This is a genomic window from Streptomyces sp. NPDC006235 (genome assembly GCF_040613735.1).
Classification (GTDB): domain Bacteria; phylum Actinomycetota; class Actinomycetes; order Streptomycetales; family Streptomycetaceae; genus Streptomyces.
This window is the reverse complement of record NZ_JBEXSR010000052.1, coordinates 23,156-39,240: the sequence shown is the minus strand read 5'-3', so window position 1 is coordinate 39,240 and position 16,085 is coordinate 23,156. Positions and strand designations below refer to the sequence as shown.

Here is a 16,085-nt window from a genome sequence, read left to right as displayed (position 1 = left end):
GCCCTGATCTGCGAGGGCGGGGGCTCGGGCGGGGTCACTTCTCCACGGGGGTGGCGCCGCCGTTGCCGGCCGCGGCCTCCTTGGCCGAGGAGAGCAGCTTGGTGTCCTGCGGCTGCTGGTCCTCGAAGTTCTCCGGGTGGTGGCAGGCGACGCGCTGCCCGGCCCGCAGCTCCACCAGCGGCGGCTCCGTGGTCTTGCAGATCTCCGTCGCCTTCCAGCACCGGGTATGGAAGCGGCAGCCGCTCGGCGGGGCGATCGGCGAGGGCACGTCGCCCTTGAGCAGGATGCGCTCGCTCTTGGCGCCCCGGCGCTTCGGGTCGGGGATCGGCACGGCCGACAGCAGCGCCTTGGAGTACGGGTGCATCGGCGACTTGTACAGCTTGTCACGGTCGGCCAGCTCGACGATCTTGCCGAGGTACATCACCGCGATCCGGTCCGAGACGTGCCGGACGACCGACAGGTCGTGCGCGATGATCACGTACGTCAGGCCCAGCTCCTCCTGGAGGTCGTCCAGCAGGTTCACCACCTGGGCCTGGATCGACACGTCCAGCGCGGAGACCGGCTCGTCCGCCACCACCAGCTTGGGGTTGAGCGCGAGCGCGCGGGCGATGCCGATGCGCTGGCGCTGGCCGCCGGAGAACTCGTGCGGATAGCGGTTGTAGTGCTCGGGGTTGAGGCCGACCACCGACAGCAGCCGCTGGACCTCCTTCTTCACCCCGCCCTCGGGCTCGACGCCCTGGAGCCGGAAGGGGGCGCCGACGATCGTGCCGATCGTGTGCCGGGGGTTCAGCGAGGAGTACGGGTCCTGGAAGATCATCTGCACGTCGCGGCGCATCGGGCGCAGCTCGCCGGTCTTCAGGTGCGTGATGTCCCTGCCCTCGAACTCGACCGTGCCGCCGGTCGGTTCGAGCAGCCGCGTGATCAGCCGGCCCATGGTGGACTTGCCGCAGCCCGACTCACCGACGACGCCGAGCGTCTCGCCCTTGCGGACCTCGAAGTCGATGCCGTCGACGGCGCGCACCGCGCCGGTCTGCCGCTGGAGCAGGCCCTTGCGGATCGGGAAGTGCTTCTGAAGGCCGGTCACCTTCAGCAGGATCTCGCCGTCGGCGGCGGTGTCCTGGGTGAGGGTGCTCCCGCTCGTTTCCGGTGTGCTCACCGCTTTGTCGTCGCTCACAGCTTCGGCGCAATCTCTTCGGTCCAGATACGCTCCCGCTGCTCCTGCGTCATGTGGCAGGCGGCCCAGTGCGAGCCGCCGACCTCGGTCAGCTCGGGGCGGACCGTGCGGGTGACGTTGTCCTTCGGGATGTCCGCGTACGGGCAGCGCGGGTGGAAGGCGCAGCCGGACGGGAGGTTGATGAGGGAGGGCGGCGCGCCCTTGATCGGGATGAGCCGGTCGGTCTCCTCGCGGTCCATGCGCGGCATCGAGCCGAGCAGTCCCCAGGTGTAGGGGTGCCGGGGCTCGGAGAACACGTCCTCGGCGGGGCCGCGCTCGACGCACCGGCCGCCGTACATGACCAGCAGGTCGTCTGCCATCTCGGCGACCACGCCCAGGTCGTGGGTGATCATGATGACCGCGGAGCCGAACTCCTTCTGCAGATCGTGGATCAGGTCGAGGATCTGCGCCTGCACGGTGACGTCCAGGGCGGTGGTCGGCTCGTCGGCGATGAGCAGCTCGGGGTTGTTCACCAGCGCCATGGCGATCATGGCGCGCTGGCGCATACCGCCGGAGAACTCGTGCGGGTAGCCGTCCACGCGCTTGGCGGGCTCGGGGATGCCGACCCGGTCCAGCATCTCGATGGCCCGCTGCCGGGCCGCCTTCTTGCTGACGTCGTTGTGGACCCGGTACGCCTCGACGATCTGGTGTCCGACCGAGTAGTAGGGGTGCATCGCCGACAGCGGGTCCTGGAAGATCATGGCCATCTTCCGGCCGCGCAGCCGCCGCACGTCGTCGGGGTCGGCCGCGATCAGCTCCTGGCCGTCCAGCCAGACCTCGCCGGAGACCTTGGCGCGCGCCGAGCGGTGCAGGCCCATCACGCCGAGCGAGGTGACGGACTTGCCGGAGCCGGACTCGCCCACGATGCCCAGGGTCTTGCCCTTGCGCACGTCGAAGCTGACGCCGTCCACCGACTTGACCAGGCCGTCGTCCGTGTCGAAGTGGACGCGCAGATCGCGGACGGACAGGAACACGTCGTCGTCCACGGACGGGGCGACGGTGTCCGGTTCGCCGAGCGCGGCTTTGTCGAGCTTGCTCACGAGTACCTCACCCGGGGGTCGATGGCGGCGTACACCAGGTCGACGACGAGATTGCAGAAGACGATGAAGAACGCGGCGACCAGGGTCACGCCCATCACGATGGGCAGGTCGTTGTCCTTGATGGCCTGTACCGAGTATGCGCCGATGCCCTGCAGGGAGAACACGGTCTCGGTGAGCACCGCGGTGCCGACCAGGGTGCCGAAGTCCATGCCGAAGATCGTGACGATCGGCGTGAGCGCGGAGCGCAGGCCGTGCTTGGTGACGACCGTGGTCTCCTTCAGGCCCTTGGCCCTGGCCGTTCTGATGTAGTCCTCGCTCATCGTCTCCAGCATGCCCGCCCGGGTGAGCCGGGCGTAGAGCGCGGAGAACAGGAAGGCGAGGCTGATCCAGGGCAGCAGCAGGTGCCAGGCCCATTCGGCCGGGTTCTGCGTGAACGGGACGTAGTCGATGCTGTCCCAGATGGGGATCTCGTAGACGAAGAGCGCGTTCAGCACCTGGCCGGTGAAGAAGATCGGGAGCGAGACGCCGGCGAGCGCGATGAACATGGAGATGCGGTCGATCGGCTTGCCCTTGCGCAGCGCCGAGATCACACCCGTCGTCACACCGCTGATCAGCCAGATCGCCGCCGCACCGACGGCCAGCGAGAAGGAGACCGGGATCCGCTGCTCCAACTGCGGCCACACCTCGATGTGGCTCTTGAAGGAGTACCCGAAGCAGGGTGCGCCGCAGTGCGTCGCCTCGGGACCGAACCGGTAGTCGGCACCCGCCACGAGGCCCTTCAGGAAGTTCCAGAACTGCTCGTAGACGGGCTGATCCAGTCCCAGGTTCTTCTTGATCGCGGCGACGGACTCGGGGTTCGCGTCCTTGCCGACGTACTGGGTGGCCAACTGGTCGGCCGTCTGGCCCCCGAGACGGGGCACCAGGAAGAAGATGGCGAAGGTGACTGCGCTGACCACCAGCAGCAACAGCACCGCGCCCATGACGCGTCGGAGGATGTACGCAGCCACAGCTGTACGGCCCCGGGTGGCCGCGGCGGGATCATCCGCCGCGGCCACCCGGTGCCTTCACCTGCCTTTCGAAGGATCCGGCCTGCTGGTGTTACTTGGAGGAGCTCATCAGCAGGTAGTCGTACATGCCGAGGTAGGCCTGCGTGACCGTGACGTTGGTCGCGGACTTCGGCCGGAGCAGCAGGTTCTTGCGGTAGACGACCGGCACGACCGAGGCGTTGTCGAGCACCATCTTGTCGATCTCGCCCCAGGCCTTGGTGCGGGCCGCGTCGTCGGTGTTGGCGATCGCGTCCGTCAGGGCCTTGTTGATCTTCGGGTCGTCCAGCTCCATCAGGTTGTTGCCGCCCGAGGGCTTGATGGCCGCGCCGTTGACGATCTGGTCGAGGAAGCCGTAGCCGGTCGGCCAGTCGGCACCCCACGCCATCGAGAGCATGCCGAGCTTGTTCTCGTGGACGTAGCTGGGGACACCGGCGAAGTTGGAGAAGTACTTACCGGCCGGGAACTGCTTGATCTCGACGTTGATGCCGATCTTCTTCAGCGACGCCTGGACGGCCGTGGCCTGCGCCACCTCGGCGGGGCGGTCGGAGCGGGCGGTCAGGATCGTGTTGAAGCCGTTCGGCTTGCCGCACGCCTTCAGCTCTTCCTTGGCCTTGGCCGCGTTGCCCTTGTGACCCTCGGTCGCGTAGGTGTCGAACTTGGTGTAGCCGTTGACCGACGGCGGCAGCAGCGTGGTCGCCACGTCACCCTTCGGCGTACCGCCCATCGCGTCCAGCACCGACTGCTTGTCGAGGCCCCACTGCACGGCCTTGCGGCAGTGGATGTTGTCGAACGGGGCGACCTTGAGGTTCAGCGCGATGTACTGCGTGGCTCCGGCGTACGAGCTGTCCGTCTGGCCGGCGTTCTTGCCCGCCAGCACCTTCGGCTGGGTCTGCGGAGCCACACCGGTGCCCGCGGCGTCAGCCGTGATCTTGTCGGAGAGCAGGTCGTTGTCGATCGTGACCTGGTTGACCTTGAACTTGATCGTGACCTTGTCCGGCAGTGCCTTGCGGATCGGGTCCGTCTTCGCGTCCCACTGCGGGTTGCGCACCAGAGTGGCGCCACGGCCCTCGTCGTAGGACTGGAACTGGTACGGGCCGGAGGACACGATGTTCTGCACGTACTTCGCGCCGGTGTCCTTCGCCTTCGGCACCGGCGCCGTCTGCGAGAAGGTCGCCAGGTAGTCGAAGTCGGCGAACGGCTGCTTCAGCTTGAAGACGATCGTCCGGTCGTCCGGCGTCTCGATCGACTTGATGCCCTCGGCGGACTTGTCCTTGTAGGGACCCTGGTACTTGTCGCCGCCCTCCAGGTACGACTTGAAGTACGTCGGGCCGTTGGACAGGGCCTCGGGCGCGAAGTTGGAGCGCTCGATGGCGTACTTCACGTCCTTGGACGTCACCGGGGTGCCGTCCTGGAACTTCACGCCGGCGCGCAGCTTGTACGTCCAGGTCTTGGCGTCCGGGCTGGACTTGCCGAGTCCCTCGGCGAGGTCCGGGACGACCTCCAGGCCTTCCTTGCCCGCCGCCGGTTTGAACGTGGTGAGCGTTCTGCCGTAGAGGCGGGAGAAGTTCTGCACCCAGCCGTAGTACGTGTTGCCCGGGTCGAGGGAGTCGGGCACGTCCGAGTGCTCGTACGTGACCGTCCCGCCCTTCTTGCTCGACGGGTTGACGATCGAGGTCAGCGCGGCGTCCTTCTTGCCGTTGCCTCCGTTCCCGTCGTTGTCGTCACCTCCGCCGCCACATGCGGCAGCGCCCAGCGACAGTGCCAGGACCGACGCAACGCCGGCGGTCACCCTTCTCGTCTTCACCTGAGGAAGCCCCCTCATTCGATGGATCACTTGCTGCGAGGGTCGAGGGCGTCACGCAGCCCGTCACCCAGCAGGTTGAAGGCCAGGACGGTGATGAAGATCGCCAGTCCGGGCACGAACATGTACTGCGGATCAGCCGTGTAGAGATCCACAGCGTTGCTGAGCATGCCGCCCCAGGAGGCCTGCGGCGGAGCGATACCGACACCGAGGAAGCTCAGCGCGGCCTCGAACAGGATGTTCGTCGGAATGATCAGCGTCGAGTAGACGAGGATCGGTGCGACGAGGTTCGGGAGAAGCTCCCGGAACAGGATGTACGGGCCGCGCGCCCCGAGGCTCGTGGATGCCTCGATGAACTCCCGCTTGCGCAGGGTCAGGGTCTGCGCCCGCACGATCCGGCCGATGTACGGCCAGCTGAAGAAGCCGATCACGAAGATCAGCACGCAGATGCGCAGGGACAGACCGTCGAGACCGAAGAACCCGTCCTGCACGGACGCCGAGATCGAGATGGCGAACAGCAGCAGCGGGAAGGCGAGGAAGGTGTCCATGAGCCTGCTGATGACACTGTCCACCCAGCCGCCGTAGTACCCGGCGATGACGCCGAGCACGGTGCCGATGCACACGGACAGCAGCGTGGCGCCGCCCGCGACCAGGAGGGAGACCCAGGAGCCGTCGATGATGCGGGCGAGCATGTCCCGGCCGTACTGCGGGTCCACGCCGAGCGGGTGATCCCAACTCATACCTCCCCAGCCGCCCTTGGGGGCGAGCAGCGCGGGGTCGATGAGGTCCTGGTTGAACTTGTTGGGATCGAGATTGAAGATCCACTGGATCGGCTTGGAGAACACCGCCATCAGTACGAGCAGGATGACGATGACGCCTCCCGCCATCGCCACCTTGTCCCGCTTGAAGCGCATCCAGGCGATCTGGGTGAGCGAGCGCCCCTCGATCTGGCTCTTCTTGACCCCGGAGAGCACGGCCTCGGGCTGTGCTCCGGCTTCCGCCCCGGTGGTCTCGATCGGTGCGGTCACGGTGCGATTGACCCCTCTCGGGCCGGCGATCGCCGAGCCCCTGGCTGCCGCTGTAGCGGTTTGTTTGTCTCGTACACGAGACCGACCCGGCCCGTGTCTTGCGGGGAGTCTTCAACGCTTTGGCGATCAGTTGCCAGACTTGGCGGTGAAAGGATGCGTAAACGTGATGCTGGCTGCGGGGTTCCGTTATCCGGACAGTGGGTAGCGGGGGGCGGACGCGCTGAGACAGGGGCATTTTAGGACAGACTTGCATCCTTCACCCCTATCTACGCGCGGAGAGCCGAGAGCCGGTCGCGTTTGAAGGTGAGGAATGAGGGGCCCCGGGGACTCGCCGAGTGGGTCAGTAGCGGCCCTGGACCGGGGGGTAGCCGTAGCCCGAGGCGGGGGCCTGGACCGGGGCGGTGGCGTGGGCCTCGCGGTCGTAGAAGGGGCGGGCGCTCGCGCGCAGCCACATGGCGACCGGGTCGTGCTCGTCGGACATGGCGACGGTCGAGACGGGCAGCCCGTCCGGTACGGCGCCGAGGGACTGCTGCATCATCGCGCGCACGGAATCCACGGCCGGCGGCGAGGTGTCGTACACATCCAGTCCGATGGCGAGGTACGGCGCGCCCAGCGCGGGCTGCACCCAGGCCCGGCGCAGCGAGCGGACGGCCGGGGTGCGGTGGGCGTTCTGCGCGAGCAGGGCGTAGAACTGCGGGAGCTCGATGGCCGGTTCGGACAGCCGCAGCGGGCCGGCGGGCTGGCGGTCCAGGCCGGTGGCGATCCGCCGCAGGTCGAGCCAGGGGATGCCGACGCCGCCGCCGGGGGCGTGCGGGTTGAGCCAGAGGCCGTAGTGGTCGGGGTAGAGGGCGCGGGCGACGTCGACTCCGTCGACCACCTCGTAGCTGCGGTTCCAGCCGCTCGCCGAGAGCTCCTGGGCGGAGGTCACACAGGGGGCGTAGCCGTAGCCGTCGACCTCCATGTTCCCGTACTGGGCGTCGGGGGAGCCCGCCTGGCCGTGCCAGAGGAGCATCCAGATCCGGCCGGAGTTCGGGGTCGCGAGCGCGCGCAGGAGTGCCTCGTAGGCGTCGTAACGCCCGGGCGTGACCTGGCGCAGCATGTGCTCGACCTGTCCGGCCGCGGCCGTGCCGCTCGCGCTCACCTTTACCGCCCCTTCGTACAACGCCTCGACCGTGACCTAGCTTAAGCCCGCCCACCGACTCGGGACTCGTTCCCGTCCGGCGGGTGCGGCCCGTCTGTTGCTGGTCGCGCCACGCGGCGAAGCCGCATGATGTTACAGCCCGCGCCCCTTCAGGGCATCGCCCTACCGCTGGTAGAAGGGCCGGACCCTGTCCCTCATCCAGGTGCCCACCGGGTCCTCCGCGACGTCCAGGAGGACCAGGTTGACCTGCCAGGGGGCCGGGCACCGGGTCACGGCTCGGGACAGGGCCTCCAGGGGGAGGGCCCGCAGGTCGCCTTCCCACTGGGAGAGTTCGACGCCCACGAACATCACCGGGTCGGCGGTCTCGATCGCCGCGAGGCAGCGGCGGGCGGTGAGGACGACGCCGATGGCCTCGAACTCGGCGGAGGCGGCGGCGAGGAAGTCCACCGGGTCGTCCTGCCAGTCGGGCTCGAAGAGGCGGACCCGGCCGCCGCTCGCGGGACCGTCCAAGGGGGTCCGGCCGGCCCGGCAGAGCTCGGCCACCGCGGGCGGCGGGAGGGGTATGCCGACGACGCCACCCGGGTTGACGGCTATCCCCGCGTGCGGGGGCAGGCCGCGGGCGAACTCCACGGCGGGCGCAATCGTGTACGACATGTGGGAGCCGACGACCTGGCGGAACTGCTCCTCGGAGCTGAACACAGGTACGTACGCCTGGCCCTCGATCTCGATGCCGGGCAGGTCGAGGGGACCGCTCTGCGGGCCGCCGCCGTTCGGCAGGGGGACCCAGACGAAACTCCGGCCGAGCACTTCGACGATCCGCCCGCCGGCCGACGGCCCGGCCCCGAGGGAGGCCGAGAGCACCTCCTCCAGTTCGTTGCCGGGCCATCCGCCGTGCGGGTGGGTCTGCGTGTGCGCCGGGAAGTCCGCGGAGAAGTCCGCCGGGAAGTCCATCTGCCTACCGCCTGCCTGGAACCACTGCTGTGGCTCAAAAGGCTAGCGGCTCCCCGGCCGCCTGCGGTCAGCCCGTGAAGCCGATCCGGCGCAGGGTGCCCGCCGCGTCCCGGTCGACGAGGATCGCCGAGCCGCAGCCCGCGGGCAGTTCGCCCCGCTCCACGGAGCGCAGCAGGCGGTTGGCCGCCGCACGGTGGCGCAGGAACGCGTACCGCGAGACGCCGCGGCCCCGGTCGCGCTGGCCGGCCAGGGCCTCCTCGGGGGTGACGTCGAGCATGAGCAGATGCAGGGTGCCGCCCCGGCGGCGGGCCTCGCGGGCCAGCCAGCGGCGGACCCAGGCCTGAGTGCCGCAGTCGTGCACGACGACGCCCTCGCCGGTGCGCAGGGCGCGCCGCAGTCCGGCGTAGTGGGCGAGGCGGACGAGCGGGCGGTAGACCCCGTACGGCAGGAAGCGCGGCATGCGGCCGTCCCAGCGGTCGCGCGTGTCCTGGGAGTCGATGCGCCGGCCCGGCACGGTGCGCCGCATCAGCGTGGACTTGCCGCTGCCGGGCAGGCCCGTGACCACGACGAGGTCGCGGGGGCCGAAGAGCAGCGCATGCGGGCCTCGGCCTTCGCGCTCGCGCAGATCGCGGACGACCGGCACCGGCAGCGGGCCGCAGGCCGCCCGTGCCGGAGCGGCCGGCTGCTCGGGCAGCGCGACGCCCGATGTCGTGGCGTACGCGGTGGTCCTGTTCACCGTGATCGTCCTCCCCTGGGGCCAGGTACTTCAGTCCCATCCCCGCCGAGTGTAAAGAGAAGGTAATGCCCGATGTCTCTCGTTTTAGTCCTCTTCCCGCAACAGCCCTGCTACAGGGTGGTGCCCCTGCCACCCCGCGACGATGCGTGCAATGATGTGCGCGCCAACTGCATACCGGCCGTTTGAATCCGCGCGGGAGAGTTCCCAGCACCGCTGACGCTGGGGCGCCGAAGGAGCAAGTCCCTCCCTTGAATCTCTCAGGCCCCGTTACCGCGCGGGCGAGGCACATCTGAAAAGCGGGCCGCCGTCCTCGGTGGTCCCACCCAAGGTGCAAGCCATGTCCTGTGCGGTCATGGCGAACCTCTCAGGTTCCGATGACAGATGGGGAGGAACGACCTCGCCCGTCATGCCCTTGGAGACGACCGCCCGATGAGCAGTACGCCACTGCGCCACACCGCGCTCGATGCCCTGCATCGTTCGCTCGGCGCGACGATGACCGACTTCGCCGGCTGGGACATGCCCCTGCGCTACGGCTCCGAGCGCGACGAGCACAACGCCGTGCGCACGAGGGCCGGGCTCTTCGACCTCTCCCACATGGGGGAGATCACCGTCACCGGCCCGCAGGCCGCCGCCCTCCTCGACCACGCCCTGGTGGGCAACATCGGCGGCGTCAAGCCCGGCCGCGCCCGCTACACCATGATCTGCCGGGCCGACGGCGGCATCCTCGACGACCTGATCGTCTACCGGCTGGGCGAGACCGAGTACATGGTCGTCGCCAACGCCTCCAACGCCCAGGTGGTCCTGGACGCGCTGACCGAGCGCGCCGCCGGCTTCGACGCCGAGGTGCGCGACGACCGGGAAGCCTACGCGCTGATCGCCGTCCAGGGCCCGGAGTCCCCCGGGATCCTGAAGTCCCTCACCGACGCCGACCTCGACGGGCTGAAGTACTACGCCGGGCTGCCCGGCACGGTCGCCGGGGTCCCGGCCCTGATCGCCCGCACCGGTTACACCGGCGAGGACGGCTTCGAGCTGTTCGTGAAGCCGGAGCACGCGGTCGAGCTGTGGCAGGCCCTGACCAAGGCCGGCGAGGGTGCCGGGCTGGTCCCGTGCGGGCTGTCCTGCCGCGACACGCTGCGCCTGGAGGCGGGCATGCCGCTGTACGGGCACGAGCTGAGCACCTCGCTGACGCCCTTCGACGCCGGGCTCGGCCGGGTGGTGAAGTTCGAGAAGGAGGGCGACTTCGTGGGGCGCGAGGCCCTGCGCGAAGCCGCCGCCAGGGCCGAGCAGAACCCGCCGCGCGTGCTGGTCGGGCTCGTCGCCGAGGGCCGCCGGGTCCCGCGCGCCGGGTACGCGGTCGTCGCCGGCGGCGAGGTGATCGGCGAGGTCACCTCCGGCGCCCCCTCCCCCACGCTCGGCAAGCCGATCGCGATGGCGTACGTGGATCCCGCGCACGCCGCGCCCGGCACGACCGGCGTGGGCGTGGACATCCGGGGCAGTCACGAGCCGTACGAGGTCGTGGCGCTGCCGTTCTACAAGCGCCAGAAGTAGACACTGGCCGTCGGACCGCACCAGCGGCCCCGGCACATCACGGCGCTCACCAGCAGTCCCCTTCATCAGCACTCCCGCGCGTACAGGAGAATCCAGGCCATGAGCAACCCCCAGCAGCTGCGTTACAGCAAGGAGCACGAGTGGCTGTCGGCCGCCGAGGACGGCGTCTCGACGGTCGGTATCACGGAGCACGCGGCCAACGCGCTCGGCGACGTGGTCTTCGTCCAGCTCCCCGAGGTCGGTGACACGGTGTCCGCGGGCGAGACCTGCGGCGAACTGGAGTCGACCAAGTCGGTGTCCGACCTGTACTCCCCCGTCTCCGGTGAGGTCACCGAGGTCAACGAGGACGTGGTGAACGACCCGTCGCTGGTGAACTCGGCCCCCTTCGAGGGCGGCTGGCTGTTCAAGGTGCGGGTCACGGACGAGCCGGGCGACCTGCTCTCCGCCGACGAGTACACCGCGTTCTCCGCCGGCTGAGGAGTCGTAGCCGTATGTCCGTCCTGAACACACCCCTGCACGAGCTCGACCCGGCCGTGGCCGCCGCGGTCGACGCCGAGCTGCACCGGCAGCAGTCCACGCTCGAGATGATCGCCTCGGAGAACTTCGCCCCGGTCGCGGTCATGGAGGCGCAGGGCTCGGTCCTCACCAACAAGTACGCCGAGGGCTACCCGGGCCGCCGCTACTACGGCGGCTGCGAGCACGTCGACGTGGTCGAGCAGATCGCGATCGACCGGGTCAAGGAGCTGTTCGGCGCCGAGCACGCCAACGTGCAGCCGCACTCCGGCGCCCAGGCCAACGCCGCCGCGATGTTCGCGCTGCTCAAGCCGGGCGACACCATCATGGGTCTGAACCTCGCGCACGGCGGGCACCTGACCCACGGCATGAAGATCAACTTCTCCGGCAAGCTCTACGACGTCATCGCCTACCACGTGGGCGACGACGGCCGGGTCGACATGGCCGAGGTGGAGCGGCTGGCCAAGGAGTCGAAGCCGAAGCTGATCGTCGCGGGCTGGTCGGCCTACCCGCGGCAGCTGGACTTCGCCGCGTTCCGCCGGATCGCGGACGAGGTCGGCGCGTACCTGATGGTCGACATGGCGCACTTCGCCGGGCTCGTCGCGGCGGGGCTGCACCCGAACCCCGTGCCGCACGCGCACGTGGTGACCACGACCACCCACAAGACGCTGGGCGGCCCGCGCGGCGGTGTGATCTTGTCCACGGCCGAACTGGCCAAGAAGATCAACTCCGCCGTCTTCCCCGGTCAGCAGGGTGGTCCGCTGGAGCATGTGATCGCGGCCAAGGCGGTCGCCTTCAAGGTCGCGGCCTCGGAGGACTTCAAGGAGCGCCAGCGCCGTACGCTGGAGGGTGCCCGCATCCTGGCCGAGCGTCTGGTGAAGGACGACGTCCGGGCCGTGGGCGTGGACGTCCTGTCCGGCGGCACGGACGTGCACCTGGTCCTGGTCGACCTGCGCCACTCGGAGCTGGACGGCCGGCAGGCCGAGGACCGCCTCCACGAGGTGGGCATCACGGTCAACCGGAACGCCATCCCGGACGACCCGCGCCCGCCGATGGTGACGTCCGGCCTGCGGATCGGCACACCGGCCCTGGCCACCCGCGGGTTCCAGGCGGAGGACTTCGCGGAGGTCGCGGACGTCATCGCCGAGGCGCTGAAGCCGTCGTACGACGCCGAGGCCCTCAAGGCCCGGGTGAAGGCCCTGGCCGACAAGCACCCGCTGTACCCGGGTGTGACCGCATAACGAAGAAGCCTTTCAGGGCGCCCCGTTCCGCGTGGGGCGGGGCGCCCTCTCCCCCTGCACCACCCCTTGCACCACCCCCGTAGTCAGGAGTCCCCGTGGCCATCTCGGTCTTCGACCTGTTCTCGGTCGGCATCGGCCCGTCCAGCTCCCACACCGTCGGCCCGATGCGCGCGGCACGGATGTTCGCCCGGCGGCTGCGCAACGAGGAGCTGCTGGCCCCGACCGCGAAGGTCCGCGCGGAGCTCTACGGCTCGCTCGGCGCCACCGGCCACGGCCACGGCACGCCCAAGGCGGTGCTGCTCGGCCTGGAGGGCGACTCGCCGCGCACGGTGGACGTGGAAAAGGCCGACGAACGGGTGGAGACGATCAAGGCCGGCGGCCGGCTGAACCTGCTGGGCGAGCACGAGATCGCGTTCTCCTACGACGACGACATGGTCCTGCACCGCCGCAAGGCACTGCCGTACCACGCCAACGGCATGACCCTGTGGGCGTACGACGCCTCGGGCGCGGAGCTGCTGTCGAAGACGTACTACTCGGTCGGCGGCGGCTTCGTCGTCGACGAGGAAGCGGTCGGCGCGGACCGCATCAAGCTCGACGACACCGTGCTGAAGTACCCCTTCCGCACGGGTGACGAGCTGCTGCGGATGGCCCAGGAGACCGGCCTGTCCATCTCGGCGCTGATGCTGGAGAACGAGCGGGCCTGGCGCACCGAGGAGGAGATCCGCGCCGGACTGCTGGAGATCTGGCGGGTCATGGAGGCGTGCGTGGCGCGCGGCATGTCCCGCGAGGGCATCCTGCCGGGCGGTCTGAAGGTGCGCCGCCGGGCCGCGAACACCGCCCGCAAACTGCGCTCCGAGGGCGACCCGAAGGCCCTCGCCATGGAGTGGATCACCCTCTACGCGATGGCGGTCAACGAGGAGAACGCGGCCGGGGGCCGGGTCGTCACCGCCCCGACGAACGGCGCGGCCGGCATCATCCCGGCCGTCCTGCACTACTACATGAACTTCGTGCCGGGCGCCGACGAGGAGGGCGTGGTCCGCTTCCTGCTCGCCGCGGGCGCGATCGGCATGCTCTTCAAGGAGAACGCCTCCATCTCCGGCGCCGAGGTCGGCTGCCAGGGCGAGGTCGGCTCCGCCTGCTCCATGGCGGCGGGCGCGCTGGCCGAGGTCCTCGGCGGCTCACCGGAACAGGTGGAGAACGCCGCCGAGATCGGCATGGAACACAACCTCGGCCTGACCTGCGACCCGGTCGGCGGCTTGGTCCAGATCCCGTGCATCGAGCGCAACGGCATGGCCGCGGTGAAGGCCGTCACGGCGGCGCGCATGGCGATGCGCGGCGACGGCTCCCACAAGGTGTCCCTGGACAAGGTCATCAAGACCATGAAGGACACCGGCGCGGACATGTCGGTCAAGTACAAGGAGACGGCGCGGGGCGGGCTGGCCGTCAACATCATCGAGTGCTGACCCCGTCCCGGCCGACCGCCTGACGACTGTCGCCGATGCGGCCGGCCGGATCACCGCCACGGCGGCCCGCGCCCGTCCCATGACCCACTCAAGTTGACATTTCCACGTCGGTCCACAGCGGCCCGTGCCATGGTGGGAGGCACCAACTCCCCCTCCCCACCAGCACTTCAGGGAGATCCCCATGCTGCGCGGCATAGACGTGAGCGCCTACCAGTCCTCTTCCTACGACACCGACGGCCTCTCCTTCGTCTTCGTCAAGGCGACGGAGGGGCGTTCCTACGTCAACCCCAGACTCGCCGCCCAGACGAAGCGGGCCCGCGACGCCGGGCTGGTCGTCGGCTTCTACCACTTCCTGTGGCCCGGCAACCTCACCGCCCAGGCCGAGTACTTCGTCGCCAAGGCCCCGGACCGGCCCGGCGACATCCTCGCCGTCGACTGGGAGACGACCAGCAACGGGACGCACGCGAGCAACGCGGAGAAGGACCTGTTCATCCGGAAGCTGAAGGACCTGCGGCCGGACAACCAGGTGGTGCTCTACTGCAACCGGAACTTCTGGCTGAACCACGACACGACGTCCTACGCGGGCGACGCCCTGTGGATCGCCGACTACGTCTCCGCGGGCAAGCCCCGCATCAAGGCCAAGTGGCGCTTCCACCAGTACACCGACCGGCCGCTGGACAAGAACGTGGCCGACTTCGAGAGCAAGGCGGCGCTGCGCAAGTGGGCGGCGGACGCCTGAGCACCCAGGGGGGCTCAGCCGCTGAACTCCGGCGTACGCTCCCGGGACGCCTCCGCCAGGGCCTTCGTGACCGCCTCGACGCCACCGCGCAGGCCGTAGACCGGGGTGTCGGGCTGCTGGCGCCAGGAGTCGTCGATGCCGCCCGAGTCGACGGTGTCAAAGCCGAGTTCGTCGATCAGGTCCCGTACCTTGCGCTTGGCCGCCTCGTCGTCGCCTGCCACCGGCAGGGCCATGCGGTCGGGGTCGCCGGCCGGGAGCGGGCGGTCCAGGATGTCCTGGGCGTACGTGCCGTTGAAGGCCTTGATGACGGGGTGGCCGATCTGGCGTTCCGTCCAGCGGCTCTCGGTGAGCCCCTCGTCCTCGATCGCGGCGATCCTGCCGTCCCGCTGGCGGGGGTAGTAATTGCCGGTGTCGATGACCGCGACGCCGTCGGCCGCCTCGTCGAACAGGCCCGACGGCAGGTCCGGGACCGCCTTCAGGGGAATCGTGACGACGACGATCTCGGCGCCCCGCGGTGCCTCCTCGACCGTCACGGGTGTCGCGCCGGTCTCCTCCGCGAGGGCCGTGAGCGTGTGCGGGCCGCGGGAATTGGCCACGTACACGTCGTGACCGAGGGCGGTGAGCCGCCGGGTCAGATTGCCGCCGATGTTGCCCGCTCCGATGATGCCGATCTTCATGTCCTCGCCTCGCCCTTCCAGGGAGTCAGGAGTTCCTGGCCAGCTTCGTGATCAGGGTCAACCTGCGGGGCGTAGGAGCTATTCCGGCTTCCGGGAAGGTGCGAACGGGTCCTCCAGTTCCCCCCGCAGCACCTCCGCCGCCCCTTCGGCGTCCCCGTCCGCCACCGCCCGGACGAGCGCCTCGTGCGCCTCGTCGCCGGTGTCGGGGTCGTCGGCGCGCAGGCCGGTCAGGGACAGCAGCTCGATCAGGCCCTCGCGCAGAACGGGACTGAACTGGGCGAACAGGTCGGCCAGCACCGGGTTGTGGGCGGCGGCGACCACGGCCGCGTGGAAGGCGATGTCCGCGTCGACGAAGGCGGCGTCGTCGGCCGCGCCGGCGGCTCGTCGGCCCTCCAGCGCGGCCCGGAGCGCCGTGACATCCTCGGGGGTGCGGCGGCGCGCGGCGAGCCGGGCCGCGTGCACCTCGACCGCCATCCGGACCTCGTAGACGTCGGTCACGGCGGCCCGGCGCAGCCGGGTCGGCCAGTCCTCGACCGGCTCGGTCGCGATGACGAAGACGCCGGCGCCCTGGCGGGACCGGACCAGCCCGGCTCCGGCCAGCGCGCGCAGCGCCTCACGGACGGTGGAGCGGCCCACGCCCAGTTCCTTCGCCAGCGTCGTCTCACCGGGCAGCCGGGTGCCGACCGGCCAGTGGCCGCCGGCGATCTGCTCGCGCAGCCGGGCGGCGGCCTGCTCGACCAGGGGGCTGGGGCGGACGGCGGCCAGCGGCATGGGGTGCACCAACTTGTCTGAGGAGTGGGAGGTTTCCACTTGTCTGAGGACCTGAGTGGTGGATAGCGTACTGCGCATGATCTTCCGCGGTCTTCTTCTCGGCTGCCGCGGCGGGGCCTGACGCGACCGGCACCCCGCCGCGGGGCGCCGTGCTGCCGGTCACCGTCCGACCGAGCC

The 16,085-nt window shown here is 69.8% G+C and carries 15 protein-coding genes and 1 riboswitch; of the genes, 5 read left to right on the top strand and 10 right to left on the bottom strand.

Translation table 11 applies throughout. The features are described from left to right. Nucleotides 1–34: 34 nt before the first annotated feature. The 8 genes from ABZ192_RS38185 to ABZ192_RS38150 form a co-directional block, all read right to left on the bottom strand. Entirely contained in the window at nucleotides 35–1,156 is a 1,122-nt protein-coding gene (locus tag ABZ192_RS38185) for a dipeptide ABC transporter ATP-binding protein (RefSeq protein WP_356929056.1), read from the bottom strand. Nucleotides 1,157–1,170: 14 nt separating this feature from the next. Further along, nucleotides 1,171–2,253: an ABC transporter ATP-binding protein gene (locus tag ABZ192_RS38180; RefSeq protein WP_356929055.1), complete on the bottom strand. Its 1,083-nt coding sequence runs from the start codon at nucleotides 2,251–2,253 to the stop codon at nucleotides 1,171–1,173. Beyond that, nucleotides 2,250–3,260 carry an ABC transporter permease gene (locus ABZ192_RS38175; RefSeq protein ID WP_037673243.1) on the bottom strand — a complete coding sequence of 337 codons (1,011 nt, stop codon included), beginning with the start codon at nucleotides 3,258–3,260 and terminating at the stop codon, nucleotides 2,250–2,252. The genes ABZ192_RS38180 and ABZ192_RS38175 overlap by 4 nt, the downstream gene beginning before the upstream one ends. Before the next feature lie 91 nt (nucleotides 3,261–3,351). Beyond that, on the bottom strand, nucleotides 3,352–5,121 hold the full coding sequence (locus ABZ192_RS38170; RefSeq protein WP_356929054.1) for an ABC transporter substrate-binding protein: 1,770 nt from the start codon (nucleotides 5,119–5,121) through the stop codon (nucleotides 3,352–3,354). Between the two features lie 8 nt (nucleotides 5,122–5,129). Further along, nucleotides 5,130–6,128 carry an ABC transporter permease gene (locus ABZ192_RS38165; protein WP_356929053.1) on the bottom strand — a complete coding sequence of 333 codons (999 nt, stop codon included), beginning with the start codon at nucleotides 6,126–6,128 and terminating at the stop codon, nucleotides 5,130–5,132. A gap of 340 nt (nucleotides 6,129–6,468) precedes the next feature. After that, nucleotides 6,469–7,269: an enhanced serine sensitivity protein SseB C-terminal domain-containing protein gene (locus ABZ192_RS38160; RefSeq protein ID WP_356929052.1), complete on the bottom strand. Its 801-nt coding sequence runs from the start codon at nucleotides 7,267–7,269 to the stop codon at nucleotides 6,469–6,471. A gap of 162 nt (nucleotides 7,270–7,431) precedes the next feature. Beyond that, nucleotides 7,432–8,220: an enhanced serine sensitivity protein SseB gene (locus ABZ192_RS38155; RefSeq protein WP_356929051.1), complete on the bottom strand. Its 789-nt coding sequence runs from the start codon at nucleotides 8,218–8,220 to the stop codon at nucleotides 7,432–7,434. Nucleotides 8,221–8,287: 67 nt separating this feature from the next. Further along, nucleotides 8,288–8,956, bottom strand: a complete 669-nt coding sequence (locus ABZ192_RS38150; protein ID WP_356929050.1) for an AAA family ATPase — start codon at nucleotides 8,954–8,956, stop codon at nucleotides 8,288–8,290. A gap of 183 nt (nucleotides 8,957–9,139) precedes the next feature. Continuing rightward, a riboswitch (glycine riboswitch) is annotated at nucleotides 9,140–9,239 on the top strand. 146 nt (nucleotides 9,240–9,385) lie between these two features. On the opposite strand from ABZ192_RS38150, the gene gcvT reads away from it, so the two are divergent. The 5 genes from gcvT (at nucleotide 9,386) to ABZ192_RS38125 (ending at nucleotide 14,460) form a co-directional block, all read left to right on the top strand. Then, complete coding sequence (gene gcvT, locus ABZ192_RS38145) at nucleotides 9,386–10,504, top strand: glycine cleavage system aminomethyltransferase GcvT (RefSeq protein ID WP_356929049.1); 1,119 nt, start codon at nucleotides 9,386–9,388, stop codon at nucleotides 10,502–10,504. A 99-nt stretch (nucleotides 10,505–10,603) separates the two neighbouring features. Then, nucleotides 10,604–10,981 (top strand): glycine cleavage system protein GcvH, encoded by a 378-nt coding sequence (gene gcvH / locus ABZ192_RS38140; protein ID WP_086562694.1) that lies wholly within the window; start codon nucleotides 10,604–10,606, stop codon nucleotides 10,979–10,981. A 14-nt stretch (nucleotides 10,982–10,995) separates the two neighbouring features. After that, entirely contained in the window at nucleotides 10,996–12,258 is a 1,263-nt protein-coding gene (gene glyA / locus ABZ192_RS38135) for a serine hydroxymethyltransferase (protein WP_356929048.1), read from the top strand. A gap of 95 nt (nucleotides 12,259–12,353) precedes the next feature. Next, complete coding sequence (locus ABZ192_RS38130; protein WP_356929047.1) at nucleotides 12,354–13,721, top strand: L-serine ammonia-lyase; 1,368 nt, start codon at nucleotides 12,354–12,356, stop codon at nucleotides 13,719–13,721. A gap of 181 nt (nucleotides 13,722–13,902) precedes the next feature. Beyond that, a complete protein-coding gene (locus ABZ192_RS38125; protein ID WP_356929046.1) occupies nucleotides 13,903–14,460 on the top strand; it encodes a glycoside hydrolase family 25 protein in 558 nt (185 codons plus the stop codon). 14 nt (nucleotides 14,461–14,474) lie between these two features. On the opposite strand, the gene ABZ192_RS38120 is transcribed toward ABZ192_RS38125, so the two are convergent. After that, entirely contained in the window at nucleotides 14,475–15,137 is a 663-nt protein-coding gene (locus ABZ192_RS38120) for an NAD(P)-binding domain-containing protein (RefSeq protein WP_356929045.1), read from the bottom strand. A 78-nt stretch (nucleotides 15,138–15,215) separates the two neighbouring features. After that, nucleotides 15,216–15,908, bottom strand: a complete 693-nt coding sequence (locus ABZ192_RS38115; protein WP_356929044.1) for an FCD domain-containing protein — start codon at nucleotides 15,906–15,908, stop codon at nucleotides 15,216–15,218. Between the last annotated feature and the right edge of the window lie 177 nt (nucleotides 15,909–16,085).

Bases quoted from the DNA above. Each gene is read 5' to 3' on its own strand.
- glyA (WP_356929048.1), top strand. From the start codon at position 10,996: ATGTCCGTCCTGAACACACCCCTGCACGAGCTCGACCCGGCCGTGGCC.
- gcvT (WP_356929049.1), top strand. From the start codon at position 9,386: ATGAGCAGTACGCCACTGCGCCACACCGCGCTCGATGCCCTGCATCGT.
- ABZ192_RS38115 (WP_356929044.1), bottom strand. From the start codon at position 15,908: ATGCCGCTGGCCGCCGTCCGCCCCAGCCCCCTGGTCGAGCAGGCCGCC.
- ABZ192_RS38155 (WP_356929051.1), bottom strand. From the start codon at position 8,220: ATGGACTTCCCGGCGGACTTCTCCGCGGACTTCCCGGCGCACACGCAG.
- ABZ192_RS38120 (WP_356929045.1), bottom strand. From the start codon at position 15,137: ATGAAGATCGGCATCATCGGAGCGGGCAACATCGGCGGCAATCTGACC.
- gcvH (WP_086562694.1), top strand. From the start codon at position 10,604: ATGAGCAACCCCCAGCAGCTGCGTTACAGCAAGGAGCACGAGTGGCTG.
- ABZ192_RS38125 (WP_356929046.1), top strand. From the start codon at position 13,903: ATGCTGCGCGGCATAGACGTGAGCGCCTACCAGTCCTCTTCCTACGAC.
- ABZ192_RS38170 (WP_356929054.1), bottom strand. From the start codon at position 5,121: ATGAGGGGGCTTCCTCAGGTGAAGACGAGAAGGGTGACCGCCGGCGTT.